Consider the following 24,921-nt stretch of genomic DNA (forward strand, 5'->3'; position numbering starts at 1 on the left):
TCCCTGCATGCCTAAGGACTTTACAATAACAAATGTGCTTAGCTGAATCAGCACTCTCGACAATTATCCATTCTTATTTACTTTACGAATCATCTAGGTTAATAAGGTTTATTGTGTTTAAGCTCAATGGATTTTTACTAACAGCCTCAATTATTGATTAGAGTTCTTTATGTATACCTAGTTTCAAAGGGAAAGTCCTTAGAGATCTAATCAAGTTGAAAAATCCATTTCTTTTCTTCAATGTCATGTCTACTGATCAACTAAAGGCCTTTTTACAAAAAATGCAAGGCGATTCGGAATTAAAATCAAGAGTACTTGCTTCCTCAACTGCTGACGATGTGGCATTAATTGCCCAAAAGCATGGCTTCGAATTCTCAGGCGATGAACTTCTAAGATTTTCTGGTAAAAAAGTTGGAAAGGTTACAGTCAAAAAGAATGATGTCCCTGGAGAGTATAACTAATAAAATATTAGCTATATCTATATTTGTTTGTCCTTCGGATAAAGCCTGGAAATTTTCTCTGCTTGAGACTTGGCACGTGCATCCTCATAACGTTTTTCAGCGATCCTTCTAACGATTATTCCTGGAATAAACCATATAGCTCCTATCACCACAATCATAAAGATCGGGTTATACCAAGTCATTTGCAAGAGACTATCCAACATTTTTGAGAAAGATCCTCCAAGTTAGATTTCCGAGAATAATCAGATGAGCATATGAAGAACTGCAAACCTAATTATAATTACATTGATCTTACCGCTGATAAGGGAATTTTGAGTTCTCTTCAGGAGAGTCATTTCTTTTGCTTATATAGGATGTGGTCAACATCAAATTCTGAAGAATTATTCCCAAATAGGAGGTTGCTGTATTTGTATTGCTTCACCAGATCTTTAAAAAACATACAACTTCGAAGCCTTTTAAGAAATAAAAAGCTCTATCAACTCTCACTACTCGAGAATACACTTGCCTAACAAAATCTTCTTGTGGAGCAAGTGAGCACTTAGGTTCTAGGAGCTTCACCTATTCCAAAAAACCTAGCTAACGTTTCTTCCCTGAGTGATGGGGTAACACACTTTTTAGTCGCATCGTCAAGGAAATAACCCCTTTCTTCAATGGGCTCAGAACATAAAGATAATAATTTGGGGCTACATTTATATTGGAACAAATTAACATTCTTGCATTGACAAACTTTACTATCTTTATAAGCTATTTGTAATAATAGTAGTTATTCTTGCGAATAGTTAAACAAGAGTCCTCATAAATAGAGGATAAAGTTTCTTCTATAGAACAAAACATTGCTTAAACTTTATTTAGTCGAGCCTGCGTTTCACAGGAATCAATGGGGCAAGAATTGAATCACCAACATTCCCACTCCAGCAGCAAATACAGCAGAAAGAGCTATTGCCACTAAGCCTGGAACCATTCCACCACCTTCTTCTGAACTCATGATCAAACTACCAAATACTTCCTCTAGACTACAACAGGGCTAGGGACTTCAATTAAATTAATAGCTAAAAAAAGAAAAATCAGCAACTACCACAGTGAACCTTAGATATTTGCTACTCAGAATCTAATGCCAAATAGAATTCAGCAACGTTATTCAGCATCTCAACGACAACTTTATTTGGGCACTGGGTTCTCTCCTGAAGTCTTTTGCAGGCTTCTTTTACGCTAACGAAAGCATCCTCGCAAATTTCCGAGAGCTCTTCGTCTGTGTATTTTCTCTCGTCCACTGGATTCATAGCGTTTATATAATTATGATGCATAAAAGCTCAAACCGTGGATAAGTCGAGTGTTTTTTTTGCATAAATCTCTGGTAAAAAAGGTATAGCTATTTTGAAAGATCCTTATATGTAATATGAATCAGAAAAAGAAGAGGAAGTTAAGTATCAATTTAATGCTTATTTTCCCATAAACTTTTAGCAGAGTCAATCATCTTTATAATTTCACTATTTGGGCAACCAGTCCTTCTTTGGATTATTTCACATTGAGAATTAATATCTCTCCAGATCTCTCTAATTTCATTAAATTCTTGTTCCGAAAATTCAAATTCATTCATCTTCTTAAATCAGGCTAAACGTAGTCTAAGTCAATTTTATTTAAAATATCTTCTGCCACAATAGGCTGCTGCATCACTGGGTTTTTTATGATCATCCATAGTTAGGTTTAAGACACAATCACACCATTTTTCAATTTCCATTCCAGGAACACCTACAAGCAAAGGCGACATCTTTGCACCATTAAAACATTGATTCAGTTGAGCTGCTGGGTAAGCAATAACCATTGGTGTACGAAGTAGAAAGATAAAGAGCAGTAGGCAGACTATCTTCATTATGATAATTAGTATTGGGGTTAGTAGTTAAAATATTGAATAGTAATTCAGCAGAAATCGGTCATCTACTGGCATTTTTTTTGTCAATAAGAGACCTCAAGATAGCAGCAACAAAAAATATACCTATGAAGAGATATGCCCCCCTCTCGATCAGAAGAGCCAAAGGGTGGCCAACAGGATCATCCAATTTTTCAAAGCGAGTCTTCATTAGGGTATTGCGATTTCCACCAACCAAGCAAGGTGTAAGTTATGCATTTGAACCACCGAGCAAGAGTAAAGTCCAATAATTGAAGGCCTGAAAAGCAAAAATTGCTTGCTAAGGACGCCAAATTATTAGATCCAGGAAGTATTGACCTTGACAAAAATGCTTCGCAAAATCTCCAAAAGCCCTTATTGATACAGGAAAAACCGTTTCTAGTTACCTGGACCTCTAGAAAAAAGCAGGTACATGGGTATAGGAAAAGGAAATTTGGATAGGGCAAGCTTCTTGCTCTAAGAAGGGAAAAGGACCATGAACAATGGGGAGTTGAGTCTGAGATATAGCCATTAAGGCTCGCATAACCAAACCCAAAAACCCAATTTTGTAGAGGAAACCCCCTTAATAAGCAACACCGACCATTTCCTATCTAATAAAGTCATAGAACAATACCCAGAAGAATTATTTTGGTAACCGACAAGGCTCTACTCAAGGAAGTAACGAAAGAACTTTGGCAATCAGTTAAAAAGCTGCGCCCTGGCCTGCCAAAAGACTCCCGCATGCAGCTTGTGCTCAAAGCTCTAATAACCATTGGAGACCTTCCAAACCCAATTGAAGCGGCAATGGTTGTAGGGACCTGCCTTGATCAAGAAGAGCTAGAAGAAACAGGTACTGAAGGAGACTCTTCAGAGGACAAGAAGCAATCAACTAAAAAGGAAAGCCCCGAGGTTCAAGAATTACCGGATGGGAGAAGAATCGTGCGTAGAAGATCTGCCGCAAACTAATTAGAGTGATCAGCAGCTATCTGCTTCTAACCAAGGAATATGGTGTGTAATCAATTTGAAGAATTTACCTTTAAGAAGTTTAGATAAATAATTATAAAGTGAATGAGTTAATTGAATTGCTTTATCTTACATGTAATTCTCTCGCAGAGTAAATGCCGTGAAATAAAAAAACTTACTACAGCTCAATAAAGGAAACAAAGAAATTGACCAATATTTACGTAGATATTTTTGCTGGTACTCCCTTCAAAAAGAGAAGTATTCTTCTTGAGATTAATAGAAGAGGGAATAAATTGATGGCACGAGACTTAGAGGAAAATACTTGCGAAAGCAGTTTTAATAGGCCATCTGAAGGGTTATTTAGTTTGGTGCATACCCAATTAATTGCCTGTGACCCATACATGATTTCATCATCAACTAACAAAATAGCTCCTTGAGTGTCAATGTCATAACCATTGGGTATGTGATCAGTATTTGTTCTTGCGTTTTGAATTTTAATTCCAGGAATATTGCTTTTGAGTTCAAGTAAATGAGCGAAATGATTACAGAAAGGACATTCTCCATCGTAGATAAAAAGAGGGCTCAACGTCATCTATACACCTTTAAAGAGAAATTACTGATCTAGGGTTCATTATAAGGCTTTTTCAAGCCAGACGGCCTTCTGAATCAATAGGAATTTGAAGTACTACTTCTTGCTGGGGAATATAAGAACGATAGAAACTGCAACCTTTCATTAGTAACAAAGCTCTAGTCAGTTAGATTGAGTACTACATATTGTTTTTCGACCATAAATTTCTCTTGCCTATCAAAGCTAAACAAGATAAAAAGGGACTGATTACTGTCAGCATTTAAAAAGCAGAAAAATGAACAAAATCAACTGTCCAGAATGTGGAAAGGTATTCAAACTACACGAAAGTGATTACGGGAATATCTTGAAACAAGTAAAGGATGATGCATTTGAAGAGGAGCTAACCAAAAGACTAAAATTAGCTGAAAAAGATAAGCATAAATCTATACAGCTTGTCCAACAAAACCTAAGGATTGAACAAGAAAAACGTATACAAGCTTATGAAAGAAAAATCATCGAATTAGAGTCTAACCTATCTACAGCTGCATTGGAGAAAGACCTGGCGGTTAAACAATCTAAAGCAACCTCAGAAAAAGAACTCAATTTACTTTCTTATGAATTAAGAATGCTCAAGGAGAATAAAGAAGTTGATAGGGAACTTGCTGTTTCAAAAGCCATAACCAAATTGCAATCTGAATACAATCAATTGAAATCCTCTAGTGAAAAGGCGGATTTGGAACGACAACTGGCAGAAAAGTCACTAAAGGAGAAATACCTAACACAAATTCAGGATAGAGATGACGCTATTGAAAGGCTTAAGGATTTAAAAATACGCCTCTCTACCAAAATGATAGGAGAATCACTAGAACAACATTGTGAAACTGAGTTTAACCGAATAAGAGCAACCGCTTTCCCATCAGCCTACTTTGACAAAGATAATGATGTTAGATCCGGTAGTAAAGGAGACTATATATTCCGTGAATTTGATAATTCAGGTAGCGAACTGGTATCAATTATGTTTGAAATGAAAAACCAGTCAGATACTACATCTTCGAGGAAAAAGAATGAGGATTTTTTAAAAGAACTTAATAAGGATAGGATAGAAAAAGGCTGTGAATATGCTATATTAGTCTCATTGTTAGAGCCAGACAGTGAATTATATAACTCTGGAATAGTTGATTTATCTCATAGATATAAAAAGATGTACGTAGTCCGTCCCCAATGCTTCATTCCAATAATAACTCTTCTACGTAATGCCTCATTGAAATCACTTAAGTATAAGTCAGAACTCGAACTAATTAAGGCACAAAATATAGACATTACCAATTTTGAGAACAACCTGGAAACATTCAAATCCGCCTTTGGAAAAAATTATGAACTCGCCTCAAGACGTTTTGATGGGGCTATACAAGAAATAGATAAGTCAATCAACCATTTACAAAAAACAAAGGATGCTTTACTTGGAGCAGATAGAAATTTACGGCTCGCAAATGACAAGGCCCAAGAAGTGACTATTAAAAGGCTTATACGAAATAATTCAACAATGTCAGCAAAGTTTCAGGCCTTAGAGGACCAAAAAGCAGCCTAATTTCAATTAAAAAGTGAAACCTTAAGAACTAAAGATAATGATTCATTTAGGAGCATTCACCAGCCTCTCAAAGCAAAAACTATTAGAACTCTCCAAATAAAGCATTTATAAATACCCCCTACGATACGTTAGTGATTTTACATTTAAACCTTAAGAAATATCTAGTATGCAATTTTAGACGATACCTAAATGTTCTTCCTGACGTAAAACAGTAAGATAAATATTGAGGTGTCAAATAATGAAAACTATAGTTCGCTAAGCATATTTTTAACCAGCCAGTCGCCTGCAAAACTTAAATGAGGCCATTAGTATTTCATGCTATTAAAACCGGATTAACTTCGATTGAATTAAGCGTAACTCCTAAATCGAGTAACTAGTTTGGACCAACCTTCCAATAACATTTGGCAACAAAGCTCAAGCGCGTCATCCAAGGGAAGCTTGCTTCTACGCTTCAACTGAAAAGGGATCCCATCAGGCCTCATTGTCCACTCATTTATAAAAACAAATGGAAAACCCTCTAGGAGGGATTTAGGATTCAAATAAAATTGATAGCACAAACTTCCATCTGGACTTACTAACCATCCGTTTAAGATCCGACCCGAAACCTGATACACCATCGACGAGCAAGTACGCTAGTACTAGCGCAGCTTTTGCCTTTGTCAACAAATTGTGCTGACCCTGAATTAAATAGAAGATTATTCTCGGCAACTGAAATTCCTATTTTGTTAACTTGATCTGTTTAAGCTAGCAACTAAAAAGAATTAAATTTGCCGGTTCCACTATCACGATGATTGTCTGGTAAAAAAGGGAACTTATCTTTAGGTCCAAGTAGATAATCAATACTAGATTGATCCCTGTCTTTATCATTCTCTATCTTTTGATTATCCATATTTTCTCTAACTGATGGTAATAAAGCATTTACAGAGCTTACAAAAGAAATCAAAGCCAAGGTCAAACTCAGCAAAAAAATAGCTATGGTAGTCATCATTAGAATAAGCTCAATTGAGAGGTTGGGGTTTTAAGAATGGGTTCTGCCATCCAATCGTAATGGTTCCATCCCTTTAAAAAAGGGTGAAGTGCTTTCAGCCCAGTTAGATCTTTAACTGATTCTATCCATTCTTCTTCAAATCCGTCAGGAATAACTACTGGCATTCTGTTATGAATGGGCCTGACTAACTCATTTGGCTGAGTAGTTAACACACAACATGATTCAAGTTCACTACCTTCAGGACTCATCCATCTATTCCAAATTCCCGCAAGCCAAAAAGTCTGAGAATTCTTTTTCCTGAATCGATAACCTTTTTCAAAAAAAGCGGTAGCAGGTATTAGACATCTATTGTGTTTCCAGCTTCCCCGAAATAATCGTTTATCACCAACAGTTTCAGCTCTAGCATTGAAGGGCCTTAATCTAGATGCATCTAATGGATTTTTACTCCACTGCGAAATAAATCCCCAGAGCATTAGTGAAGTTTTAGCCTTGCCTTCGTTTTTTAGAACTATTACTGGGTCACCTGGCCTAATACAAGATTGCATCTCATATTTTAGTTCAAGCCCTTTTGGAAAGTCATTCCTTAAAAGTTTTGGGAGTTTATAAAACTCTTCTATCAACTCAAAACTTCCGCACATAAACATTATATGTCATATGATTAGTACCTTAAGTAGTCAGGTCTTATATTTGAAGTCATATTCATTACACCAAGACAAAACACTTCACAAAATGATATTTTTTTACTGTCTTTAAAGCAAAGTTTTTATGAGTAAATCAGAAATACGACCGCTACCAAGTACGGGGGCAATATCGGGAGCACTTGAAGCTATCGATTTTTTTCGTAACCCCACTTTTGCAAAACAACGCTTTGAACGTTATGGGAATGTTTTTCAAACTTCAATGCTTGGACAACCCATGGTTTTCATTCAGGGTTCAAAAGCTATTTCTGACTTGCTATCGCAATCAGAAGCAGTTGAAGGATGGTGGCCGGAAAGTGTACGCAACTTATTGGGGAGTCATTCTTTAGCTAACCGTTCAGGCCCCTCTCATAAAGCACGTAGAAAGATAGTGGCTCAATTGTTCTCAACATCTGCATTGGAGCGATATAGCTCAGAGATCATCTCTATGGTCGAGGCTTTAGCCCAGGAAATCAAAGCGGCCCAAAGGCCTATAGCGTTGGCAGAAAAGATGAGACATTTCGCCTTCTCTGTAATTGCTTCTACCGTTCTTGGAATAAAAGGTACTGATCGTGATGATCTGTTTTTGGACTTCGAAATCTGGATTAAAGCACTTTTTTCAATACCTATAGCGATACCTGGCAGTCCTTACGCAAAAGCTCTTAAAGCACGTACACGTCTTCTAAAAAGACTTCAAAAAGTTCTTACACAACCTATTAACGAATTAGGAGGCTTAAAGGTCCTCTCAGGAAGCTTTGATGAATCGGGAGTTCCTTTAACGAAGAATGACCTCGTAGAACAACTTCTACTTCTCCTATTTGCTGGTTACGAAACCACAGCCTCTGCCCTGAGCTGTCTAATGCGGGAGTTGCTTCTTAATCCCATAATCGAAAATTGGTTAAGGGAAGAAATCGATCATCTCTGTTGGCCACCATTAACAGGTCAAGCAATCAACTCTTATGCCCCAAACAGTGCTCCAAAGCTAGATGCAACCGTTAATGAGGTAATGCGTATCACACCCCCAGTAGGTGGTATTTTCCGCCGTACTAAGCAACTTTTAATAGTTGATGGGATTGCGATACCTGAAAATCGAGTGATCCAAATTGTTCTAGCGCCATCCAATCAAGATGGGATTGGAGATTTTGAAAGCTTTAGACCTCAAAGGCATCTTGAAGATGGATCTCAACTTCAATTCATGCCTTTTGGTGGTGGCGAGCGTGTCTGCCTAGGAAAGTCTTTGGCTGAACTAGAGATACGTTTAATGGTGGTCGGTTTATTTCGAAAGTTGAGACTTACAGCTATGCCAGATCAAAATTTCACATTAAAACAATTACCCAGCCCTACTCCTATAGATGGGTTACTAGTTAAAGCCTCTAATTAAGACTAGAACTTAAATAATTCTGATGAACAATTACTTTCTTTAAAAGGTCTTAGTGGCAGCAGTCAATTATCGAAAATTAGTTGTTAGAGTTATTAAAAACTCAATTTTTCTTCTTGATTTATCAAGCCCTTCTCAATTCCTCCTAACCTGTCAGACTCCTAGCTGAATTAGCTATAAAAACATAAAGTTCCATCATTCTTCGAATTTAGGTAGTCAAGAAAGGCTAGTCATAATGTTTAATTCAAAATCTATACCGACGCACAGTTTTATACTAAGGGCACAATAAGAAAACAACTGTTAATATATAGGTTTAAGGTACTAATTCAAAGAGGAGGCATGCCATGGCATCGACTGAACAAACAATGAGATGACAATGTAAAGATTGCATCTATTCATATGAACCTGCAAAGGGTGATCCTTCACAAGGAATTGCACCAGGTACTAAATTTGAAGAACTACCTGAAACTTGGATTTGCCCAATATGTGGAGCAAAAAAAGGAAGGTTTAAAAACATCTTAGGCGAAGCATAAACCCTCATTAATATAATCACTTAACTGGTTAGGAAGGAAATCCCTGTTGAATTCGCTTTCCCCTAATTAAAGATTAAGTGAATTTTTTATTCTTTTCTATAGAGATTTTCTAATTGCTGTTTTTGCTCTTTAAGTGAATCTTCACTAGATCTTAGAGGTTTTTCATTTTGGCCATTCCTTATAGTCATACCAATCCACCAAACCTGAAGGCCTAGAAAGGCTAAGACAACAAGGATTAAATCAAGGTTTCCTAAGTTCACTCATTTTTTAACGAAGGTCATAAAGCTTGCTTATCTAGATATTGCCTTAAAGGAAAAGACAAAGCAGTATGGTCGTAACAAGCATTCAGATAAATGATCAAATCTTCTAAGAAATGCTCGGCGAGACACAATCACCTAGAAATAATACACGAGTTGAGCAGTTAAGATTAACCAGAGCATTAAAAGCTGCCTATGGCAATTGTTCTAATTAGACAAAGATTACTTCTAGAACACTATTCTAAAGGTTTATGATAATACATAAAGTATACATATATGATTTATTCTAAATCAGTTCTGGCGAGGATCATGACCCAGCACTATTTAACCTAATCCAATCAATAATCAAATAGACACCAAAGATTAGACCAATATATAAGGGCAAGCGTGGATATTTAACCAACAAATTTAGAGATTTTTTTGTTGGTTCTGTTTTTGTGGTCTTTGGAGCCAATCCCTGCTCTTTACGTCGCCTAGCTTCTCCCATCGATCAGTTTTGTGAAACGGACTACAAGCTGAAGAACCATTTTTAGCAGCAAAATCTATATTTTTTTCAAGAGATCATACTTCTGCAAGAAAAGTTAGCTTGTGAAACCAGTCTCCTCGAAACATAAACTTGAAAGATTTAAACTATCCGTTAACTAAAACAAACTAAATATCCTAGCATCCGCAAAACTAGTGAAACCTAATAATTATTCTGGTATAAGTAAATGTATTGTGAACACTCTCATGTCATGCTCTACATCCAACACTGGAAATTTAAAACTGGCTACCATGAAAAGGCCGCGAGGAAATTTCTTTCCACGCAGGCTCCATATCCAAGAGCGAAGATGTTAGGCCGGTATCATGGTCCAGGCTCTTTAGAGGGTTGGATACTTGTTGAGACTAATGATCCAACAGCCTTGTATGAACATGCAGCAGATTGGGGAGAGTTTATGGAATGGAGCACAACTCCAGTATTCACAGACGAACAGGCAGGCCCAATAATTGCCAATATCTATAGTTAATTTCTTTATGAATTATAATTTTTAATTATATGCATTAATAATGCATATAATTCTAACTCGAATTATTAAAATTTAATTCTCTTCAAACAATTAAAAAGATTCAATATAATGATTTTCTTTAAGTTATTGATGAGTCCCATGGTTTGCACATGGCATCCAATATTTTCCCATTTTATGTACTCCTAAGCAGCCTAATCTTTTAGCTTCAGCTTCTGCTCTTGACCTTGTGGGATAAGCATAAATATTACTTCCCGAAGATTCATTCGGCATGTCAACAGATCTACTAAGAACTGGTCCCTCCGGACTCCATACTTTAAGTCCCATAGTTGTTATACCCGCAGAAAAGATCCCCATTCCAACTATGGATGCGTTAACAACTCCCATAGCGACAACCCCCAAAGAGACAACTCCCATTGGAACTATTCCAATTGTGACGATACCCATCGGGACAATTCCTATGGATATGACACCAAGAGGAGCTATTCCAATGGCAATCTTTTTGGGTTTACTACCGCAATGAGCAGGGGCGTCTGATTGCTGTTGGTCAGAACTATTCATCGTTTTGAATAAAGGAGGGCTTAGTGGTTGTGCTGATGCTTATGCCCTAGTTGTTTGTTGGATTTTTCATGGGCCTTGTGACTCTTGCAAGGCATCCACTTGTCTCCCATCTTGTGTGCCCCTTTGCAATCAAGGTCTTTAGCAGCTTGTTCAGCTTCTGCTTTGGTTTCAAAAATAACCCGAGTCTTAACCTTATTGGATTCAGTTGAACATCCAATTACTGAAATCAAAAGCAGAGATGATAAAAACTTTGTCATTTAATAAATCCTTGCCATTTAAATCTATTCAAAATTCACTTCTATTGCATAATTCAGGCCTCCATTTCAGGACGGAGATCTGACTTGGAATGAAAGGCCAAATCTGATTCCCATCAACCGGCCAATAGATGACTAATAGTTGTCAAGGAATTTGTCACCGGTAGATACACCCTATTTGTGGGGCGGGCTATAAGTTTGAAAAGAAAAAACACTACTTGTGGGGGGGTTGATTTTAGTCTGAATTTCTCCTAGAAAACAAGTTCCCCATCACCCAGGCCCACTGCGTTACGCAAGGGTCTTTTTTTTTGGATAACACTCGTTTAAAAGATCTCTGGTAACTATTACCTATTTGACTATCAACAGTCCAGAAAGAGATGTCAAACACGCTCACGCCTTCATCATGAACTACCAATTGCTATTGGAGTGTCATGCTGCGGGAACAGCCATTACCCAACAAGAAGCTCGACTCTTGGACCTAGAGCTTGACTCACAGCTGGCAAGTATCAAAGTTTCCCGTACCCAAGGTTGCATTGAGATAGCCCCTCCTCACATCTGTAGGGCAGCTAATGTCCGCCAAGATAGCTTTTGGATAACTTGCTTCGCAGCAATCCTCGACGAGTTAATCCCTGTAGCGGTAGGAGAAAAGTCAAGAGGAGCAACGGTCTTTGATGAACTCGTGTGGAATGGTTATTTAGTTCATGACTAGTCAAAAAACTCTGCCTTAATCAAAAAACCATTTAAGATAATTTGTCTCAACTGTAATCAACATGAAAAAGGTTTTTCCATTAATAATTGCTCTCTCCCTAGGTATTGAACCAGTTCTCGCCTGGGGCTGGGGTGATTGCCCACATTCCCAAAAAGGACCCAATCAGGAAACTTCTAATGAGAAAGTTGAAAAAAACAAATCCTCCAAAAAAGACTAAGTAAGTACTTTCAAGATCAAATAGTCTTTCCATATCGGTCTTATTTCCTCTTACCAGAACCAAATAGTTATTGAACTGAGGCTTTCATTTTTCCAGTTAAAGCAAAATAAACTATAAAGACAAGAAACAAAGTAAAAGCAATCAGATTTGGAATTATGCCACCAATCATTTCAGGTTGTCCAAATAACATGTAAGTGATCACAACAGAGAAGCAAGTCAAGTTCTCTAGCATGTTCAATTAACTAATGATACAAGAGAGTAAAGTAAGGTCCCATGCTTTACCTCTATTAGCAATTATTTACAGAGAAAATTCAATGTGGCTTTACTTCTTGAAGGAATCATCTAAAACAAACCGGGAAGCTCCTATACAGTTTTAGGCAATTCATTAATCGATCTAGCTAGAAAGCAATAAGCTTTATATAATCAGGTATATGGATAATCTCGGACATTGGCAACTATGGACTCCAGTAATCGGAGGAATTCTTCTTTATCTAGGATTAAGGATCAGAATCACTGAAATCGAAGAGGATTAACCATGCTCAGCTTCTTTTCTAATAACAAAAACAAATGGTTCCTAGGTTTCGCATTAATGGCACTAGCAGTGGGCATTAATGCGAAAAATGTAATCTCCTACCCAACTGAATGCATGCCGAACTCACCTTTAGAACTAAACTCTATTCAAATTCCTAAATAAATACTAGGGACTTCATACGATCCTTAGAACCAACCGACAACAAAGATAAAGAGTACTAAGAATTCATTCTCCAGCTTAGGATTAACAAGAGTTGAGATCTGAAATGTAGATCCTTAGTAAAATTTCCAAAACTTAAATTATCCACTCTAAAGCCATAATTAAAAGAATGTAGTCCTAACAATGAAAAAGAAATTGATGTTATAATAAGCATTATCAAATCAATATTTTAAACTATAAAGGGCAAGTCCTCTTCTCAAGGCCAAATGCGAATAGAATTATAATTTCATGGATATTATCTAAAAACATCTTAAGCCTCTTATTGTCCATATAATTACAAGCATTAGCAATAAGGCTAAAGATTTAAAAGGGCTTCATTACTACAATTGTTCATTACGTAAAATTTTAAAACCCGAACCACAAGGACTTTTTTCTGCCCCTTCTGGGGTACTAATCAAAAAGCCTCCTCCACTCAAATCACCGTAGTAATCTAGACTTAGGCCAATTAACAAACTAACTTGATCTGAAGGAGCAAATAAAGTGACTCCATCTGCTCTTGCAACAGGAATACCATCTTGTTTACCACATCTCAAACGAACATATAACCAGCCTTCATCAAAACCATCGGGCAACAAATCAATATGCATTTCACCTGGAGTGCCTCCAAATGCAGATTGTCTTATCAATTCAGCCGCAGCAGACTTTGAAATGATCAAGTTACAGGCCATCTAAAATTTTGCCTTATTATCATTCACTTTAGATTAATGCGTTAATCAATCCCTTCAAAAAATCTTTAAAATTCCCTTTAACAAGAGTCATGAGCAAAAATTGCTTTTCATCCTTTTCACTCTTTCTGTGAAATGCCTTTATTTAGATATAGGCGTTATAGGGTGTTGGACGCATAATCAAATGAGAGCCTTTTAAAACCCTTATAAAAACTATTAAATTCTGAGTTTGACCTCATACAGTATTTAAAAACCTCTAAATCTATTAATTCTACAAACACTTTATAGTCAAGACAACTCTCCAGGCAGTATCAAAGGAACAAAGGGTTGCCGCTTGGGAGACATCCGAACCACACTTTCGAAATGCAGCTAACTCAAAACAAACTTACTTGGTTTGCCTTAAACGTTGTTTTTTGCGTTCTTTGGCTATTTGTTGGTGGGTTCCTTTCAGGAATGATCATGGTCGGAGGAATTTCACTCCCAAGCACAGCTTGGATTCCCCTATGGCTTCAATATCTTATTGTTGTCATCCCAATGGTTTTCGCAACTAGACAAATCTGGTGTGTTCAACTCAAAACCAAAACGACTTGGAGTCGTCAGGAAAAATTAGCGGGTAAGAAATGGGACGCTGTTGTTGAAGAGCTAAGGAATCGAAAATGAGTGACGCCACAAAATGGAATCCCTCTAATGAGGAACATGCTGTTATGGATTCAGTATGGATGCAAATTAAAGGAGCATGCGAAAAGCTCAAAGAAGAAACCAAAGCCAGCAATGAAAACGTGGCTCACATGCTTCATGAAATGGCAGATACTTATTACCGAAAAAATTAATCGCAACCTGAAATACTTTATTCAGATTGCCTACTGAAAGTTAGCAGCTAATTCAGCATCTACTGTTCTTCCAGGAAATTTGAATCAGGGCAGTCCCAAGCAAAAGGGGATTTATGCTTAGGAGATCACTCTAAAAGGTTTAGCGTCCTTTACGAATTGGAAAACAAACTCAAAAACTGTAGGTCCTATTAATCCTGAAAAGGACATGCTCGAAGCAGAAGAAAGCTACTAGGCCTACTCATTAAGGTCATGAATGTATTATATGAGACGAACAAAATCAGTAAGTATGGTAAAACTATCCTATGGATAAACACCCCAAAAAAGTCCTCCGTCTGGAATCTCAACCAGATTTTGAAGAAATAGATGCCCGATTAGCCGCTGGTTGGTATGTCTCAACTCACGATAGTGGTCAACGGAAGAGGTATTTAAAGTCTATCAAAAGTGATTCTAGGGGTGTTGCCTGAATTCTATTAATCTCCTATTCAGCCCAATAACATGTTTCTTATAGCTAGTACTTAAGAGGGTTCTTTCTCCACTCCATGGGGGAATTAAGCCCATTCAGGACACCAACCAATCTCTTTCTCACTTCTTCGTTGCCAAAAGGCGCATCTGGAAGACAAATGCTCACCATGGGGAATCAAACGTTGTTGAAGGCCGCAAGTTAAAAGTGTTCGGCAATGCTTATCGCAGCAATAGGAAAAATGCTGGCAAGTTATGCAAACGCAAGCTGTACGTGATTCCTTGAGGGTTCCATATTCGAGGTAGTCCCACTCCTCTTCTTCGTTGATTTTGAGGGGGGGTAACGCTTTGGCGGTCTGACCCTTACGCATTGACCTAGTCCAATAGGAGCAGGTGGCATCATCCAATCCTCAGCAGTGAAAACTGAATAGGGGGAAGCGGACAAAGCCATTGAACTGCTAGTAGTACATGTGTTCTAGCCCGGAAGGGTTGCTATGTCAACTAAGCAATCCAAAAGCACTAGTTAGCCCTTTTTCAAGCCAAAACCTCCAATCACCTAGTTGTCGCAATTAAACCGTTATTTCGAAAACATTTCTCGTTGGTCGATAATGATCTAAGCCAAAGGGTCATGCCTGGCCAATCCAAAAATTTTAGAGACAAGTGACAACCGGCCTAACTCCTGCTCCCTCGAATGCATTGAAATCACCAAGTACGAAAACCTTCACTGAGTTCACACAACTTGCGGACTATTCGCTCCTAGATTCACTCAAAGCGGATCCCCAAGCGACTGACAACGGTCTCGATCACCGCGCTCGGCAAGTTTTCTCAGGTCATTACGTACCTGTGACTCCTACTCCCATTCCAGAACCGGAATACATCACACATAGCAGAACCCTATTCAACGAACTCGGCCTCAGCCATGAGCTTACTCGAGATCATCAATTCAGCCAGTTGTTTTCAGGCGACATGACGGTCGCCAGTAATCCCATGCGTCCCGTTGGTTGGGCAACCGGCTATGCCCTATCCATCTATGGCACTGAATACATACAGCAATGTCCTTTTGGAACCGGCAATGGGTATGGGGATGGTCGGGCAATTTCAGTCTTCGAAGGTCTCTTCAACGGCAAACGCTGGGAAATGCAGCTGAAAGGAGGTGGCACCACGCCATACTGCCGTGGTGCCGATGGACGAGCAGTCCTACGTTCCAGTGTTCGAGAGTTTCTAGTACAGGAATACATGCAGGCCCTGGGAGTTCCCACTTCTCGCTCCCTAACGTTGTATGTATCGCGATCCGAGACTGTTGGCAGGCCCTGGTATAGCGAAGGGTCTAGATGGATAGACCCTGACATTCTGGTCGACAATCCTGTAGCAATCACAACACGTGTAGCACCTTCATTTATACGTGTCGGTCAACTTGAGCTATTTGCCCGTCGTGCACGCAGTAATGAACATCAAGATGCATTGGAAGAGCTACGAATGATTGTGCAACACCTAGTCGATCGAAACTATCCAGATTTAGCGGGTTCAAGTCTTTCTTTCTCCGATCAAGTAGTCGGGCTGGCCAATTTATTTCGCGGACGGCTCACATCACTTGTTGCCAACTGGATGCGTGTTGGCTACTGCCAAGGAAATTTCAACAGTGACAACTGTGCCGCGGGTGGTTTCACTCTCGATTACGGTCCCTTCGGATTCTGCGAACTATTCGTACCCCGATTTCAGCCCTGGACAGGAGGTGGAGATCATTTCTCATTCTTCAACCAAACCGTTGCTGCCGAAGCCAACTATGACATGTTCTGGGCAGCCATACGCCCTCTACTTGCCGACAACATCGAGGCATTAAAAAAGCTAGATCAAACCCGAGAAGGCTTCGCAGAAGCAATGGCTATTGAAATGGAAGCTATGTGGGCAAAGAAGCTTGGCCTAACCAGTTTTGACTCAACTCTAGTGGAAGAACTGCTAGAGCTTATGGTTGAATCCAGAGTGGATTACACGATTTTTTTTCGGAAGCTCTCAAATATTCCAGAGGACATCTCATTCTTAAAAGAAAGTTTCTACTTTCCCTGCTCAGAACAGATTCATTCGAAATGGGAGAGGTGGTTGAGACACTGGCGGAATCACAGTAAGAGCGCTGGTGACCTCAAAAAGAGATCCGCCACAATGAAAAGCATCAACCCCAAATACACATGGCGAGAGTGGCTGATTGCACCTGCCTATAAGAAAGCTGAGCAAGGTGATTACAGTCTCATCAAGGAGCTTCAGGCTCTTTTCAGCAATCCCTACGAAAAACAAGCTTCGGAAATGGAGAGCAAGTACGACCGCCTAAAACCCAAGGAATTCTTTAACGCCGGAGGTATATCTCACTACAGTTGTTCATCTTGAGATCACAAAACCCTGCCTATTAAAGATATGGAAAGGCAGAAGCAATACCCTAGAAATATAGAGTAACGTAATAACAACTATTTAATGACTGATAAAGGTATCGCGAGAGTCTAGGAGCGATACTCAAATCAATGTCCTTGGAATAAATGAAAAACAAAAATGAGCCGGCAGAACTGCCAACTAGTGAAGAAACGATGAAAACGAAAAAGAAAGAGCCTATTCCTAATAAAGAACAATATCTAGATTCTCTATTAAACTATGAATACGATGAAGAGGATGATGGTGTTGACTGGGAGGCCTGACTAGGACTCCCTCACTAAGGGGAATTAAAATGAAGAAACAAATAACAAAAGCTGAGCACAAATTCAACATCACCGAGCCACCTGATAACCGCATACGATTCGAAATAGCAATTCCGGCTGAATGTTTCAATCCAGTTATGAAGATGCTTTATCTCGTTTAAGCTGTCAATTGCCTGCTTTCACTAGCAAGAGACGTTTAGTTTGTTTTCATCTCTTAGCTGATTATGCAGAAGATACCAGCCTAAAATAGAAACAAACTTTTTGAAATAGTATTATTTAAGACCAATTAGGTTAGTGCCCAAGTATTTTAACTACCTTTATTTATTGGAGTATTTTTCAGAGGTTGAGATCAATTCTACTTACAAATTTCGAATTAATGTCTTTTTACTAGTGCACACCTTGTACATAAAGATACAATCCTCAAGAAACATTCCTTCCCATAGAAACCTTCAAAGGGTGTTCTTTTCTAATTGCTTCAATAAATAGTTAATTCTGCCTCGATTAACCCCAAGATCACTCGCACCAATTCTGGAAGCAGACTTGATTTGGATAATCTCTTGATTGACTTTTAATATCTCAAGGTCATCTGGAAATCTGAAAATTAAACTTCGACAAACACCTTTCCAATAATTATTGCTGTCCTCTAGGACTGTTGTTCTAGGAATGTTGCCAGCAATTTTCTTAAGTTCACTAAAGGCTTTATCCACGTCATTAAAGTCTTTCTGAACAAAAACGCAATTCAAAGGACTCATGCAAGCAGTTAGACCAGATCGTTGAGCTGTCATATCAAGTGAGTTGGTTATCCTTCCCTTTTTAGCTCTAACAAACCGTGCCAACATCACCGATGCAAGGGAGTGATCAATGACAGAAGAGAAGAGCCCCAGTCCCATGAAAGACTTCACTGACAGGCTTTTTGATCTATGTAGGGAATATCAGCAAGAAATACCACCCCACAAAATTGCTGAAGTTTTGAGAGATTACGCAGATAGGTTGGATGGTTGATGCGTTTCTTCTGGCCTATCGGTCGTGTCGTTTTCTGTCAGCCGATCATCGGGTTCCTTGCCTAACAGAGATTGAGCCGGAGATATGCAATGGTAAAGCATGCGTTTTCAAGAAGAAGTCAATCTGCAAATAGAGAAAGTTGGCCTAAAGGCGGGATAATTCAAAAATGCAAAAAATACTAATTACCCTTGGACTTGATATTGCTGAGATCGGAGTCCTCTATGTCTATCTAAAGAGTTTGGGATTAGAACAACTCCCAGAGGGCTAATGTTGAAGAGTGAAAACTCAACTTTTTACTTTCCAATCGTAAATTGAATTGTTGTGAGCTTAGTATTTTCGATCACGTTTAATTGCTCAGCAAATAGGTGACTGGATCTTCTATTACTGGAATTGGGTTGACTCTTCTATGGCTACTAGGTCATGCGGGTTTTACTTTTTGGGCAGGAGGATTTGAACCAGGTAGTCCAACTGCAAACGTGTTCGTAGCTGTTGATTCAATAGTGACACTAACCATGGCTTTTTTCTTATACAAAAGAGCTAGAGCAATGGCTAGCGAATTTTTAAATTTTAAAGTTGCGCGCTAAAACGAATCTTCAGATCCTAAACAAAATGATTATCGTTTTCATTTGCTGGTAGTCTCTCCCTGTGGCTTTCATTGTCCAAGATATGGGTCAGACATGGCTAATCTCAGGCCCGCCAGGATGCGGTAAAACGACCTGGATACTCAACATGATGAACAACTACCAAGGTGCTTGTGGATATTTGAGACTCACTGGCTACTCCGATAACAACTTAGAGCAGGTACCTAACTCGGAGATTGATTTGACGTTTCTCAAAGATCAATCCCCTGAGATGCGAGCTCTATCAGGCAAACAAACTTCCATCGCAGAACAAGAAGACATCCTGATATTGATTGAACTTCCACAGTTCCACACTCCTAAAGAAGTGGGGATGTCTTCTATCGATCCTCGTGCAAAGAATCAGCTAGAAACATTGCAACTTCGCCCTGATCGGTATCTCCACTTTGGCCGAGATCCTGAATTACCTAATAAGGACACATTAGAGTTAACCAAATTGGAATCCTGGAGCCTCGGCCTACAAAACAGTGTCTGGGACCCAGCCTCTCTCAATACCTTTTGGTTCGAGTTAGTAAATGGAGCCTATGGCGACGTATATCGAGCTAAAGCCTTAATGAATTTGCCAGATGGGCGATCTATCTTTTGCAATTGGATCGTGACTCAAGAAGGTTCACAATTCATTCCTCTAAAAGCAATTGCGCCTCCAGATGGTAGACCTGAAAACTTTTCTGAACTTGTGGTGCAAGGCAAAGCACTTGATTGCAAACGAATTCAATCAACAATCGACCTCTGCCTACTCAGCGATGCCGTGCTCGACATGCATCAAATGTCTCTGAGAGATCGACAACAAGAAGCTACTTACTCACATTAATCGCCATGAAACATGCAATTATCTCCTGTTTACACGCCAATCTCCCTGCAACGGAAGCTGTGCTGAATGACATTGACCGACAGGGCATTAACACCATTACCTGTCTTGGTGACTTAGTAGGTTATGGTCCCCACCCCAATGAAGTAGTTGAGCTAGTGCAACAGCGTGGCATCGCTACCTGCCAGGGGTGCTGGGACGAAGATATCATCGATGGTCTTAATGCCTGTGAGTGCAGTTACCCTTCACAGCTAGCAGAAAGGCGTGGGCACCTGGCCCACCAATGGACAGCCGATCAGCTAACAAATGAAAACAAACTCTTTTTAGCTGGCCTCCCAACATCCTTACGTCGAAATCAACTTCTATTCGTGCATGGCAGTCCCAACAGCCAGCATGAGTACCTACTACCAGATATGGATGCATTTGCAGCGCTCGAGCGTGTAGAAACAGCGGGAGCAGATACTCTGTTTTGCGGACATACCCACCAGCCTTATGTACGTGAATTAATGGATGGATCAATCCGTGTGCGTTTACAAAACGGCAGTAACGATAAAGCTGAGGAAAAGGAACTTGCCTTGCCGATGCGCAGAATCGTCAATGCTGGATCAGTTGGCGAACCACGTCATGGGAGCACAAATGCGACCTATGTAATTCACGACGATGCTAATGATGAAGTTGAGATCAAAGAGGTGGCCTATGAGGTCGAGCGAACGTGTCAAGCGATTATTGAAGTAGGGCTACCGAAAGTGTTCGCATGGCGCCTAAGTCATGGCTTTGAATTCGCAGAACAGGCTGAAGATGCTAGTCACGTCTGTGAACGATGATTGAAAGATGGGCACTAATAAGTGGTCTACGCGGAGATCTGGAGGTCTACGAGCAGATTCAGCGCGATTTAAAGAAAACTAGCGGTGTTAAGTCATTATTTGTCCTTGGAGATCTGATCGGACCCGAGCGGAACTGTGACGTCCTATTAAACCGCCTTCAAAATCCTCAACGCGGAGACTTAAAGCCAGCTTGCATCTATGGCTGGTGGGAAGAGCAACTGCTTGCAGAGCGGGGGTTTCGTGGTGATCGAAAAGCCGACGATCTGCGGGACAGCCAAGGAGAAGACGCAGTTGCTGCATTACTGAATACTGTTGATCCTTCTCACATGAACTGGCTCGCATCACTTCAATTTGGCTTTATTGAACTTGACTGCGCACTCATCCATGGAAGCTCTTCAAACGTAGGAGACAACCTGACTCCTAAGACCTCTCCACTTATCCTTCTTGATCGACTAACCCGCCTTAGCGTGAACAGACTTTTCACAGCGCGTAGCACTCAACAGTTTCATCTTGAACTAACTGGAGGAGGGATCGACTCGCAAGTAAAGGACCTGAGCGGTAAACGTCAATATCAACAGACAGTTCCCAAGCGAAAAGTGATAGGCATTGGGGCAGGGCTGAATTACACCATTTATGACGTTGGTAGTGATAAAACACACTTTCTTACCGCCAGCAATCAAACCAAGACAACAGGGCTGGGATTCGCTTAAGAAGCTTCAGCATTCTATAAACGAACCCAATCCCTGAGATCTATAAGCATCTTCAAGGCATCTCTTGTTCAAGAGTCTCCTTAATCATTTCGATGGTGATGCCATCTTTCAATGTGCTTTGAATCTCATTTTCCACTTCTTCAGAAGATGCATTGCAATACCAGTCAACTACCTGCTCTTTAGCCTTATCTACATCCTTTAACTCAACTGAGAGTTGCATCGCCTTCCAAATCAACATTCCAGCAAAGACGTAGGGCTTAGCTATTTCAGGAGGATGTCCCATAGCTGTAGCTTGGATTCTTTTACCCTGTGCTCTAGTAAAAAAATTTTCCATGACAATCAGCTGTTTTTTCTATTGAATTGCTTGATCAAATAGTTGACAACTGCACCACACCCCTGCTAGTACATAAGTACTGCTACTGAAAGAGGAGTAAGAGCATGGCCCCATCTGCATCTCCATATGCGCTCTGGCGTGCTGAAGGCTGGAGAGCTGTAGCAACACCATTTCCTAAGCGAAAAGAAACATGCAAAAACAAGGTTGGTTGCAAGATCCAAAAACGAAAAACACCAAGCGTTTTCATCGAGATGAAAAAAGCTGGTTGCGTTACCCAAAAGTGTTTATTGATTCAGGAAGACCACTACCAAATGAGCATACTCTTTTAAAAAGTCGTAGCTATGTTGCTTTACATGAAGCCGAAGAAGAGTGGATGAAGCTCCAACAAGAGGGCTGGAGAAAAGTCAGTCCTCAATGGGGCTCTGACGTTGACGTTTAGCCAGGAATGATCATGACTAAAGAAGAACTAGCTCAACAAATAACTAGAGCTATGCACAAACGAAAGGACGACTACGCAAGCTTCAATGCCTATAAGTGCATCAAAGGCTATTTCCTAGACCTTGAGATAGAAGACTTGATTGGTATTGCAGGTCAGTACGGAGTCAAAGTCGTGGAAAACGAGCTGATATAGCTCGTTAGATTAGGGATAGGGAACAGTTATGTGCTAGATATATAAATTGCCTATTTAGTAAATAGCCATTAAATGTCTAGCCTAACCATAAAAGTGAGCGCCAAGGCAGATGCCATGATCGCTCAGCTTCAGAAAGAAGTCTTCAACCGAAGGCGTAAGAAGATTACGGCTGAAGGTGTTGTTGAGTCTTTAGTCGAAAGTGGGGCGAAATCCCAGTCTGACAAGCGTTATGCAGCTTCTTGGAAAAACCTAATCAAGGATATTGAAAAAGCTGCAAAGGTCTCTGAAGAACATGGCAACAAACCGCCAAGCATCTCTGCAGAAGAGTGGGCCCTCATCTTGTCTCACCGAACTCGTAAAGGGACAACGACCAAAAAAGCAGCTAAATCCCCAAAATTAGCTCTTAAAAAGACAACGGTTAAAAAGCCCGCTTCCAAAAAAGCTATTGCAAAGCGCATGACTAAAGCAACCCCTACTAAAGCGGTTGGAAGACCAGCTAAAAGCGCAAGAAAAACTACAAAAGCTGTAGCAGTAGCAGCAAAGTAAAGCTTCCGCAGATTGTTAGGAAAGGCTGGGCAAGTATTTGCCCAGCCTTTTTTTTGTGTGGAATTCTCAAAAACCACTGGTGATTTGGATCAAATCTCAGAGTTCCGCTTCACTACAAATTGCGCCTTTTACTCCGCTGCCTTCCTCTCATCCTTGAGCTTTCATGTTTTGTCTATCAAGGCTTTCCTATTGGCACTAGACATCACCTTAAAGCGTTCTTTTCTTTCCTCTCGGAGTTTCGTGATTGGTCAAGGTTTTGAACGAGTTTTATCAGTTTTCAATTTAGGTTCATAGACAGCACCATTACATACACCAACCGCAAGAGCCTGTTTGGCTTTGTCACCCCAGCCATGTAAATCAGAAGCTTCATTGATCCAACCGAGTGTGCTATCTAGGCAACGGTTCCAGTAAGCAGCATGCCTCGCAACAGGTACCAGCTCTATAGCGATGCAAGACAGGCCCAAAGCAATAATACCCAAGAAAGCTTTCTGAAGTGAATCACCCATAACTAATTAGTTAGACCTGAGAAGAAAAAGAACCACATAAATACTGATGCATTAAGAACAACCGTCAAAGAGATGACAAAGATTTTGAAGGTATTCCCAACCTCATCTAGATCTGGATTTAATTTGACTCTGCTCATCAGCAATCTAGGTAGATCAAATCATCACTGAAGGAATCCTAGTAGAACTTCTTCAGTGCAATACCTCGTTGATAAGCAAAAAAATGCAAGTGCTAAGAATGTCGCATGATTAGGGCTCAGGGAAGGCTCGTCTAATACCCAATAACCAAGTCATAGTTTCAGTAATATACACTTGAAGAGGGCATCTTCTTCTCAAGGATTCCAAAGAAATAAAAAGTGCAGCTAGACAACTTATGTTTTCTTGCCCAAACTCTATTGGGTTTCTATACTAATTTTTAATCTTATTCATTGATCATTATAGGATTGATAGCAAGATATTCTAATAAACCTAATAGCAGATATATCACATAAAAGAATTGGGTTCAAAACCAAATATTCATGGCCCCCGTTTAATCTTTATAGCCTGCTATATCCACACTTGCTCTCAAATATTTTGACAGGAAGGCCTGTTTCCTCTAAAGCAGTCTTACACTTATCTCCAACTGTTCCATAAACCTCAACGGTAAATCCGTCTCCTAATTGCGCATGTCCTTGCAAATATGCTCCAACTGGTGGATTCGCCAGATGGGAAAGGAAAGCTTCATCATCTTTGTAGACCTCTGACCATGTAAAACAAAGAGGGTTTTCTGGATCTTGATCAAAGGTGTGATGCAACATGCCTGGCTCAGAAGCTTGAACAGCAGCATCAGTGTTAGTTGCAAGTTCTAAATATTCTGAAACTTTATCAGGCTTAATTTGAATACGAGCAATAAGGATGAAAGGAGTTGAACTGTCAAATTTGACCATCAAAAGAACTCACAAGTCGATAAAGCATTAAATATATTTCTAGGATTTTCGATGTCAAGAGGCATCTCTTCACGGTCTACTGACAAAAGCCAGTCATAACTCCGTTCCTATTAGAGCTTTTACGACTTGTATGCTTCTTTGGGGTTGAGGTCTCTTCCAGTCTTGGATAAAAGAAAAAGCCGTAATTAGCAAAGGAGAAATGAAGGCAATTGCTGCTATGAATGAAAATATCTGAGTTAACTTTATAGTAGGCTCTTTCACTAAAGGGTCTCCGCAATAACCACAAACCATGACGCCATCAGAACGTTCTTCATGAATCTGATAATGAGGTGAGCAATACGGGCAGAAGTAGCGCATTAACCCTGTCTAGGTATTCCCACAATTCTGTTCTTATTTATTTCCTCTTGGACCTTGTTGAAGTCAGCGATCTCTTGAGAATCATTAGAACCAGAGCTATAGCCTATCTTTGATACGAGGTAAATCTCGTGTTGTCTATTGGGATTAAGAGCCACCGATCTTTATGGCTTTCCAAAAAACCTTTTGAACTGCCAAACCAAGTAGGCAGTACTT

The 24,921-nt window shown here is 39.7% G+C and carries 34 protein-coding genes and 1 pseudogene; 19 read left to right on the forward strand and 16 right to left on the reverse strand.

Annotated features, from left to right (window positions below; translation table 11 throughout):
* The first annotated feature begins 245 nt into the window (after positions 1 to 245).
* A complete protein-coding gene (locus SOI83_RS02135) occupies positions 246 to 461 on the forward strand; it encodes a Nif11-like leader peptide family natural product precursor (RefSeq protein WP_320676973.1) in 216 nt (71 codons plus the stop codon).
* Between the two features lie 1,097 nt (positions 462 to 1,558).
* On the opposite strand, the gene SOI83_RS02140 is transcribed toward SOI83_RS02135, so the two are convergent.
* Positions 1,559 to 1,741 carry a hypothetical protein gene (locus tag SOI83_RS02140; RefSeq protein ID WP_320676974.1) on the reverse strand — a complete coding sequence of 61 codons (183 nt, stop codon included), beginning with the start codon at positions 1,739 to 1,741 and terminating at the stop codon, positions 1,559 to 1,561.
* A gap of 353 nt (positions 1,742 to 2,094) precedes the next feature.
* The gene (locus SOI83_RS02145) at positions 2,095 to 2,331 is read right to left on the reverse strand and encodes a hypothetical protein (protein ID WP_320676975.1); all 237 of its coding nucleotides are present in this window, start codon (positions 2,329 to 2,331) and stop codon (positions 2,095 to 2,097) included.
* Positions 2,332 to 2,994: 663 nt separating this feature from the next.
* Between SOI83_RS02145 and SOI83_RS02150 the strand changes: the two genes are divergently transcribed.
* A complete protein-coding gene (locus tag SOI83_RS02150) occupies positions 2,995 to 3,312 on the forward strand; it encodes a TIGR03894 family protein (protein WP_320676976.1) in 318 nt (105 codons plus the stop codon).
* A 214-nt stretch (positions 3,313 to 3,526) separates the two neighbouring features.
* Here SOI83_RS02150 and SOI83_RS02155 read toward each other — a convergent pair whose 3' ends face one another.
* The gene (locus SOI83_RS02155) at positions 3,527 to 3,901 is read right to left on the reverse strand and encodes a DCC1-like thiol-disulfide oxidoreductase family protein (protein ID WP_320676977.1); all 375 of its coding nucleotides are present in this window, start codon (positions 3,899 to 3,901) and stop codon (positions 3,527 to 3,529) included.
* Positions 3,902 to 4,172: 271 nt separating this feature from the next.
* Between SOI83_RS02155 and SOI83_RS02160 the strand changes: the two genes are divergently transcribed.
* Positions 4,173 to 5,465 (forward strand): DUF2130 domain-containing protein, encoded by a 1,293-nt coding sequence (locus SOI83_RS02160; RefSeq protein ID WP_320676978.1) that lies wholly within the window; start codon positions 4,173 to 4,175, stop codon positions 5,463 to 5,465.
* Positions 5,466 to 5,812: 347 nt separating this feature from the next.
* On the opposite strand, the gene SOI83_RS02165 is transcribed toward SOI83_RS02160, so the two are convergent.
* From SOI83_RS02165 to SOI83_RS02175, 3 genes are all read right to left on the reverse strand, one after another.
* Positions 5,813 to 6,082 carry a DUF1651 domain-containing protein gene (locus tag SOI83_RS02165; protein ID WP_320676979.1) on the reverse strand — a complete coding sequence of 90 codons (270 nt, stop codon included), beginning with the start codon at positions 6,080 to 6,082 and terminating at the stop codon, positions 5,813 to 5,815.
* A 134-nt stretch (positions 6,083 to 6,216) separates the two neighbouring features.
* Complete coding sequence (locus SOI83_RS02170) at positions 6,217 to 6,453, reverse strand: hypothetical protein (protein ID WP_320676980.1); 237 nt, start codon at positions 6,451 to 6,453, stop codon at positions 6,217 to 6,219.
* Positions 6,453 to 7,091 (reverse strand): SOS response-associated peptidase, encoded by a 639-nt coding sequence (locus tag SOI83_RS02175; RefSeq protein ID WP_320677590.1) that lies wholly within the window; start codon positions 7,089 to 7,091, stop codon positions 6,453 to 6,455. The genes SOI83_RS02170 and SOI83_RS02175 overlap by 1 nt, the downstream gene beginning before the upstream one ends.
* A 127-nt stretch (positions 7,092 to 7,218) precedes the next feature.
* Here SOI83_RS02175 and SOI83_RS02180 point away from each other — a divergent pair, with 127 nt between their 5' ends.
* Both SOI83_RS02180 and SOI83_RS02185 read left to right on the forward strand, forming a co-directional pair.
* Complete coding sequence (locus tag SOI83_RS02180; RefSeq protein ID WP_320676981.1) at positions 7,219 to 8,511, forward strand: cytochrome P450; 1,293 nt, start codon at positions 7,219 to 7,221, stop codon at positions 8,509 to 8,511.
* Between the two features lie 383 nt (positions 8,512 to 8,894).
* Positions 8,895 to 9,041: pseudogene (locus tag SOI83_RS02185) on the forward strand (rubredoxin); the annotation flags it as partial.
* Between the two features lie 86 nt (positions 9,042 to 9,127).
* Here the strand turns inward: SOI83_RS02185 and SOI83_RS02190 are convergent.
* Positions 9,128 to 9,301: a hypothetical protein gene (locus SOI83_RS02190; protein WP_320676982.1), complete on the reverse strand. Its 174-nt coding sequence runs from the start codon at positions 9,299 to 9,301 to the stop codon at positions 9,128 to 9,130.
* Positions 9,302 to 10,032: 731 nt separating this feature from the next.
* Here SOI83_RS02190 and SOI83_RS02195 point away from each other — a divergent pair.
* Positions 10,033 to 10,305, forward strand: a complete 273-nt coding sequence (locus SOI83_RS02195) for a DUF3303 domain-containing protein (protein WP_320676983.1) — start codon at positions 10,033 to 10,035, stop codon at positions 10,303 to 10,305.
* Between the two features lie 123 nt (positions 10,306 to 10,428).
* Here the strand turns inward: SOI83_RS02195 and SOI83_RS02200 are convergent, their stop codons facing one another.
* A complete protein-coding gene (locus SOI83_RS02200; protein WP_320676984.1) occupies positions 10,429 to 10,863 on the reverse strand; it encodes a hypothetical protein in 435 nt (144 codons plus the stop codon).
* Positions 10,864 to 10,883: 20 nt separating this feature from the next.
* Positions 10,884 to 11,120, reverse strand: a complete 237-nt coding sequence (locus SOI83_RS02205; RefSeq protein WP_320676985.1) for a DUF3721 domain-containing protein — start codon at positions 11,118 to 11,120, stop codon at positions 10,884 to 10,886.
* Between the two features lie 400 nt (positions 11,121 to 11,520).
* Between SOI83_RS02205 and SOI83_RS02210 the strand changes: the two genes are divergently transcribed.
* Together SOI83_RS02210 and SOI83_RS02215 are read left to right on the forward strand one after the other, a co-directional pair.
* Positions 11,521 to 11,826 (forward strand): hypothetical protein, encoded by a 306-nt coding sequence (locus SOI83_RS02210; protein ID WP_320676986.1) that lies wholly within the window; start codon positions 11,521 to 11,523, stop codon positions 11,824 to 11,826.
* 61 nt (positions 11,827 to 11,887) lie between these two features.
* On the forward strand, positions 11,888 to 12,043 hold the full coding sequence (locus SOI83_RS02215; protein ID WP_320676987.1) for a hypothetical protein: 156 nt from the start codon (positions 11,888 to 11,890) through the stop codon (positions 12,041 to 12,043).
* Between the two features lie 1,071 nt (positions 12,044 to 13,114).
* Here SOI83_RS02215 and SOI83_RS02220 read toward each other — a convergent pair.
* A complete protein-coding gene (locus tag SOI83_RS02220) occupies positions 13,115 to 13,462 on the reverse strand; it encodes an AIR synthase (protein WP_320676988.1) in 348 nt (115 codons plus the stop codon).
* Positions 13,463 to 13,786: 324 nt separating this feature from the next.
* Between SOI83_RS02220 and SOI83_RS02225 the strand changes: the two genes are divergently transcribed.
* Together SOI83_RS02225 and SOI83_RS02230 are read left to right on the forward strand one after the other, a co-directional pair.
* The gene (locus SOI83_RS02225) at positions 13,787 to 14,119 is read left to right on the forward strand and encodes a hypothetical protein (protein ID WP_320676989.1); all 333 of its coding nucleotides are present in this window, start codon (positions 13,787 to 13,789) and stop codon (positions 14,117 to 14,119) included.
* The gene (locus SOI83_RS02230) at positions 14,116 to 14,289 is read left to right on the forward strand and encodes a hypothetical protein (protein ID WP_320676990.1); all 174 of its coding nucleotides are present in this window, start codon (positions 14,116 to 14,118) and stop codon (positions 14,287 to 14,289) included. The genes SOI83_RS02225 and SOI83_RS02230 overlap by 4 nt, the downstream gene beginning before the upstream one ends.
* A gap of 548 nt (positions 14,290 to 14,837) precedes the next feature.
* On the opposite strand, the gene SOI83_RS02235 is transcribed toward SOI83_RS02230, so the two are convergent.
* Positions 14,838 to 15,119, reverse strand: coding sequence for a galactose oxidase (locus SOI83_RS02235; RefSeq protein ID WP_320676991.1), 282 nt, complete (start codon positions 15,117 to 15,119; stop codon positions 14,838 to 14,840).
* A 325-nt stretch (positions 15,120 to 15,444) separates the two neighbouring features.
* Between SOI83_RS02235 and SOI83_RS02240 the strand changes: the two genes are divergently transcribed.
* Positions 15,445 to 17,127: a protein adenylyltransferase SelO gene (locus SOI83_RS02240; protein ID WP_320676992.1), complete on the forward strand. Its 1,683-nt coding sequence runs from the start codon at positions 15,445 to 15,447 to the stop codon at positions 17,125 to 17,127.
* Positions 17,128 to 17,273: 146 nt separating this feature from the next.
* Positions 17,274 to 17,429, forward strand: coding sequence for a hypothetical protein (locus SOI83_RS02245; protein WP_320676993.1), 156 nt, complete (start codon positions 17,274 to 17,276; stop codon positions 17,427 to 17,429).
* Positions 17,430 to 17,878: 449 nt separating this feature from the next.
* On the opposite strand, the gene SOI83_RS02250 is transcribed toward SOI83_RS02245, so the two are convergent.
* The gene (locus tag SOI83_RS02250) at positions 17,879 to 18,319 is read right to left on the reverse strand and encodes a DUF1499 domain-containing protein (protein ID WP_320676994.1); all 441 of its coding nucleotides are present in this window, start codon (positions 18,317 to 18,319) and stop codon (positions 17,879 to 17,881) included.
* Between the two features lie 477 nt (positions 18,320 to 18,796).
* On the opposite strand from SOI83_RS02250, the gene SOI83_RS02255 reads away from it, so the two are divergent.
* The 4 genes from SOI83_RS02255 to SOI83_RS02270 all read left to right on the forward strand — a co-directional run bounded on the left by SOI83_RS02255 (position 18,797) and on the right by SOI83_RS02270 (position 21,411).
* Positions 18,797 to 19,015 (forward strand): hypothetical protein, encoded by a 219-nt coding sequence (locus SOI83_RS02255; protein ID WP_320676995.1) that lies wholly within the window; start codon positions 18,797 to 18,799, stop codon positions 19,013 to 19,015.
* A gap of 82 nt (positions 19,016 to 19,097) precedes the next feature.
* A complete protein-coding gene (locus SOI83_RS02260) occupies positions 19,098 to 19,880 on the forward strand; it encodes an ATP-binding protein (protein WP_320677591.1) in 783 nt (260 codons plus the stop codon).
* A gap of 5 nt (positions 19,881 to 19,885) precedes the next feature.
* Positions 19,886 to 20,701, forward strand: a complete 816-nt coding sequence (locus SOI83_RS02265) for a metallophosphoesterase family protein (RefSeq protein WP_320676996.1) — start codon at positions 19,886 to 19,888, stop codon at positions 20,699 to 20,701.
* Positions 20,701 to 21,411 carry a phosphoesterase gene (locus SOI83_RS02270; RefSeq protein WP_320677592.1) on the forward strand — a complete coding sequence of 237 codons (711 nt, stop codon included), beginning with the start codon at positions 20,701 to 20,703 and terminating at the stop codon, positions 21,409 to 21,411. Before SOI83_RS02265 ends, SOI83_RS02270 begins: the two co-directional genes overlap by 1 nt.
* A 52-nt stretch (positions 21,412 to 21,463) precedes the next feature.
* Here SOI83_RS02270 and SOI83_RS02275 read toward each other — a convergent pair whose 3' ends face one another.
* The gene (locus tag SOI83_RS02275) at positions 21,464 to 21,745 is read right to left on the reverse strand and encodes a hypothetical protein (RefSeq protein ID WP_320676997.1); all 282 of its coding nucleotides are present in this window, start codon (positions 21,743 to 21,745) and stop codon (positions 21,464 to 21,466) included.
* A 190-nt stretch (positions 21,746 to 21,935) separates the two neighbouring features.
* Between SOI83_RS02275 and SOI83_RS02280 the strand changes: the two genes are divergently transcribed.
* The 3 genes from SOI83_RS02280 (at position 21,936) to SOI83_RS02290 (ending at position 22,922) form a co-directional block, all read left to right on the forward strand.
* Entirely contained in the window at positions 21,936 to 22,184 is a 249-nt protein-coding gene (locus SOI83_RS02280; protein WP_320676999.1) for a DUF1651 domain-containing protein, read from the forward strand.
* A gap of 12 nt (positions 22,185 to 22,196) precedes the next feature.
* The gene (locus SOI83_RS02285; protein ID WP_320677000.1) at positions 22,197 to 22,376 is read left to right on the forward strand and encodes a hypothetical protein; all 180 of its coding nucleotides are present in this window, start codon (positions 22,197 to 22,199) and stop codon (positions 22,374 to 22,376) included.
* Between the two features lie 72 nt (positions 22,377 to 22,448).
* The gene (locus SOI83_RS02290; RefSeq protein ID WP_320677002.1) at positions 22,449 to 22,922 is read left to right on the forward strand and encodes a hypothetical protein; all 474 of its coding nucleotides are present in this window, start codon (positions 22,449 to 22,451) and stop codon (positions 22,920 to 22,922) included.
* 248 nt (positions 22,923 to 23,170) lie between these two features.
* Here the strand turns inward: SOI83_RS02290 and SOI83_RS02295 are convergent, their stop codons facing one another.
* The 3 genes from SOI83_RS02295 to SOI83_RS02305 form a co-directional block, all read right to left on the reverse strand.
* Entirely contained in the window at positions 23,171 to 23,428 is a 258-nt protein-coding gene (locus SOI83_RS02295; RefSeq protein WP_320677003.1) for a hypothetical protein, read from the reverse strand.
* A gap of 533 nt (positions 23,429 to 23,961) precedes the next feature.
* Positions 23,962 to 24,351, reverse strand: coding sequence for an antibiotic biosynthesis monooxygenase family protein (locus SOI83_RS02300; protein WP_320677006.1), 390 nt, complete (start codon positions 24,349 to 24,351; stop codon positions 23,962 to 23,964).
* 93 nt (positions 24,352 to 24,444) lie between these two features.
* Positions 24,445 to 24,708: a hypothetical protein gene (locus SOI83_RS02305; RefSeq protein ID WP_320677007.1), complete on the reverse strand. Its 264-nt coding sequence runs from the start codon at positions 24,706 to 24,708 to the stop codon at positions 24,445 to 24,447.
* Between the last annotated feature and the right edge of the window lie 213 nt (positions 24,709 to 24,921).

It is taken from the genome of Prochlorococcus sp. MIT 1300 (genome assembly GCF_034092375.1).
In the GTDB taxonomy this organism is placed as follows: Bacteria; Cyanobacteriota; Cyanobacteriia; order PCC-6307; family Cyanobiaceae; genus MIT-1300.

What these genes read in the sequence shown, in the direction of transcription:
- SOI83_RS02135 (WP_320676973.1), top strand. Translation starts at nt 246, where the DNA reads ATGTCTACTGATCAACTAAAGGCCTTTTTACAAAAAATGCAAGGCGAT.
- SOI83_RS02140 (WP_320676974.1), bottom strand. Translation starts at nt 1,741, where the DNA reads ATGAATCCAGTGGACGAGAGAAAATACACAGACGAAGAGCTCTCGGAA.
- SOI83_RS02145 (WP_320676975.1), bottom strand. Translation starts at nt 2,331, where the DNA reads ATGAAGATAGTCTGCCTACTGCTCTTTATCTTTCTACTTCGTACACCA.
- SOI83_RS02155 (WP_320676977.1), bottom strand. Translation starts at nt 3,901, where the DNA reads ATGACGTTGAGCCCTCTTTTTATCTACGATGGAGAATGTCCTTTCTGT.
- SOI83_RS02160 (WP_320676978.1), top strand. Translation starts at nt 4,173, where the DNA reads ATGAACAAAATCAACTGTCCAGAATGTGGAAAGGTATTCAAACTACAC.
- SOI83_RS02165 (WP_320676979.1), bottom strand. Translation starts at nt 6,082, where the DNA reads ATGGTGTATCAGGTTTCGGGTCGGATCTTAAACGGATGGTTAGTAAGT.
- SOI83_RS02170 (WP_320676980.1), bottom strand. Translation starts at nt 6,453, where the DNA reads ATGATGACTACCATAGCTATTTTTTTGCTGAGTTTGACCTTGGCTTTG.
- SOI83_RS02175 (WP_320677590.1), bottom strand. Translation starts at nt 7,091, where the DNA reads ATGTGCGGAAGTTTTGAGTTGATAGAAGAGTTTTATAAACTCCCAAAA.
- SOI83_RS02180 (WP_320676981.1), top strand. Translation starts at nt 7,219, where the DNA reads ATGAGTAAATCAGAAATACGACCGCTACCAAGTACGGGGGCAATATCG.
- SOI83_RS02195 (WP_320676983.1), top strand. Translation starts at nt 10,033, where the DNA reads ATGCTCTACATCCAACACTGGAAATTTAAAACTGGCTACCATGAAAAG.
- SOI83_RS02200 (WP_320676984.1), bottom strand. Translation starts at nt 10,863, where the DNA reads ATGAATAGTTCTGACCAACAGCAATCAGACGCCCCTGCTCATTGCGGT.
- SOI83_RS02205 (WP_320676985.1), bottom strand. Translation starts at nt 11,120, where the DNA reads ATGACAAAGTTTTTATCATCTCTGCTTTTGATTTCAGTAATTGGATGT.
- SOI83_RS02210 (WP_320676986.1), top strand. Translation starts at nt 11,521, where the DNA reads ATGAACTACCAATTGCTATTGGAGTGTCATGCTGCGGGAACAGCCATT.
- SOI83_RS02215 (WP_320676987.1), top strand. Translation starts at nt 11,888, where the DNA reads ATGAAAAAGGTTTTTCCATTAATAATTGCTCTCTCCCTAGGTATTGAA.
- SOI83_RS02220 (WP_320676988.1), bottom strand. Translation starts at nt 13,462, where the DNA reads ATGGCCTGTAACTTGATCATTTCAAAGTCTGCTGCGGCTGAATTGATA.
- SOI83_RS02230 (WP_320676990.1), top strand. Translation starts at nt 14,116, where the DNA reads ATGAGTGACGCCACAAAATGGAATCCCTCTAATGAGGAACATGCTGTT.
- SOI83_RS02235 (WP_320676991.1), bottom strand. Translation starts at nt 15,119, where the DNA reads ATGCGTAAGGGTCAGACCGCCAAAGCGTTACCCCCCCTCAAAATCAAC.
- SOI83_RS02245 (WP_320676993.1), top strand. Translation starts at nt 17,274, where the DNA reads ATGAAAAACAAAAATGAGCCGGCAGAACTGCCAACTAGTGAAGAAACG.
- SOI83_RS02250 (WP_320676994.1), bottom strand. Translation starts at nt 18,319, where the DNA reads ATGGGACTGGGGCTCTTCTCTTCTGTCATTGATCACTCCCTTGCATCG.
- SOI83_RS02260 (WP_320677591.1), top strand. Translation starts at nt 19,098, where the DNA reads ATGGGTCAGACATGGCTAATCTCAGGCCCGCCAGGATGCGGTAAAACG.
- SOI83_RS02265 (WP_320676996.1), top strand. Translation starts at nt 19,886, where the DNA reads ATGAAACATGCAATTATCTCCTGTTTACACGCCAATCTCCCTGCAACG.
- SOI83_RS02275 (WP_320676997.1), bottom strand. Translation starts at nt 21,745, where the DNA reads ATGGAAAATTTTTTTACTAGAGCACAGGGTAAAAGAATCCAAGCTACA.
- SOI83_RS02280 (WP_320676999.1), top strand. Translation starts at nt 21,936, where the DNA reads ATGCAAAAACAAGGTTGGTTGCAAGATCCAAAAACGAAAAACACCAAG.
- SOI83_RS02285 (WP_320677000.1), top strand. Translation starts at nt 22,197, where the DNA reads ATGACTAAAGAAGAACTAGCTCAACAAATAACTAGAGCTATGCACAAA.
- SOI83_RS02290 (WP_320677002.1), top strand. Translation starts at nt 22,449, where the DNA reads ATGTCTAGCCTAACCATAAAAGTGAGCGCCAAGGCAGATGCCATGATC.
- SOI83_RS02295 (WP_320677003.1), bottom strand. Translation starts at nt 23,428, where the DNA reads ATGGGTGATTCACTTCAGAAAGCTTTCTTGGGTATTATTGCTTTGGGC.
- SOI83_RS02300 (WP_320677006.1), bottom strand. Translation starts at nt 24,351, where the DNA reads ATGGTCAAATTTGACAGTTCAACTCCTTTCATCCTTATTGCTCGTATT.
- SOI83_RS02305 (WP_320677007.1), bottom strand. Translation starts at nt 24,708, where the DNA reads ATGCGCTACTTCTGCCCGTATTGCTCACCTCATTATCAGATTCATGAA.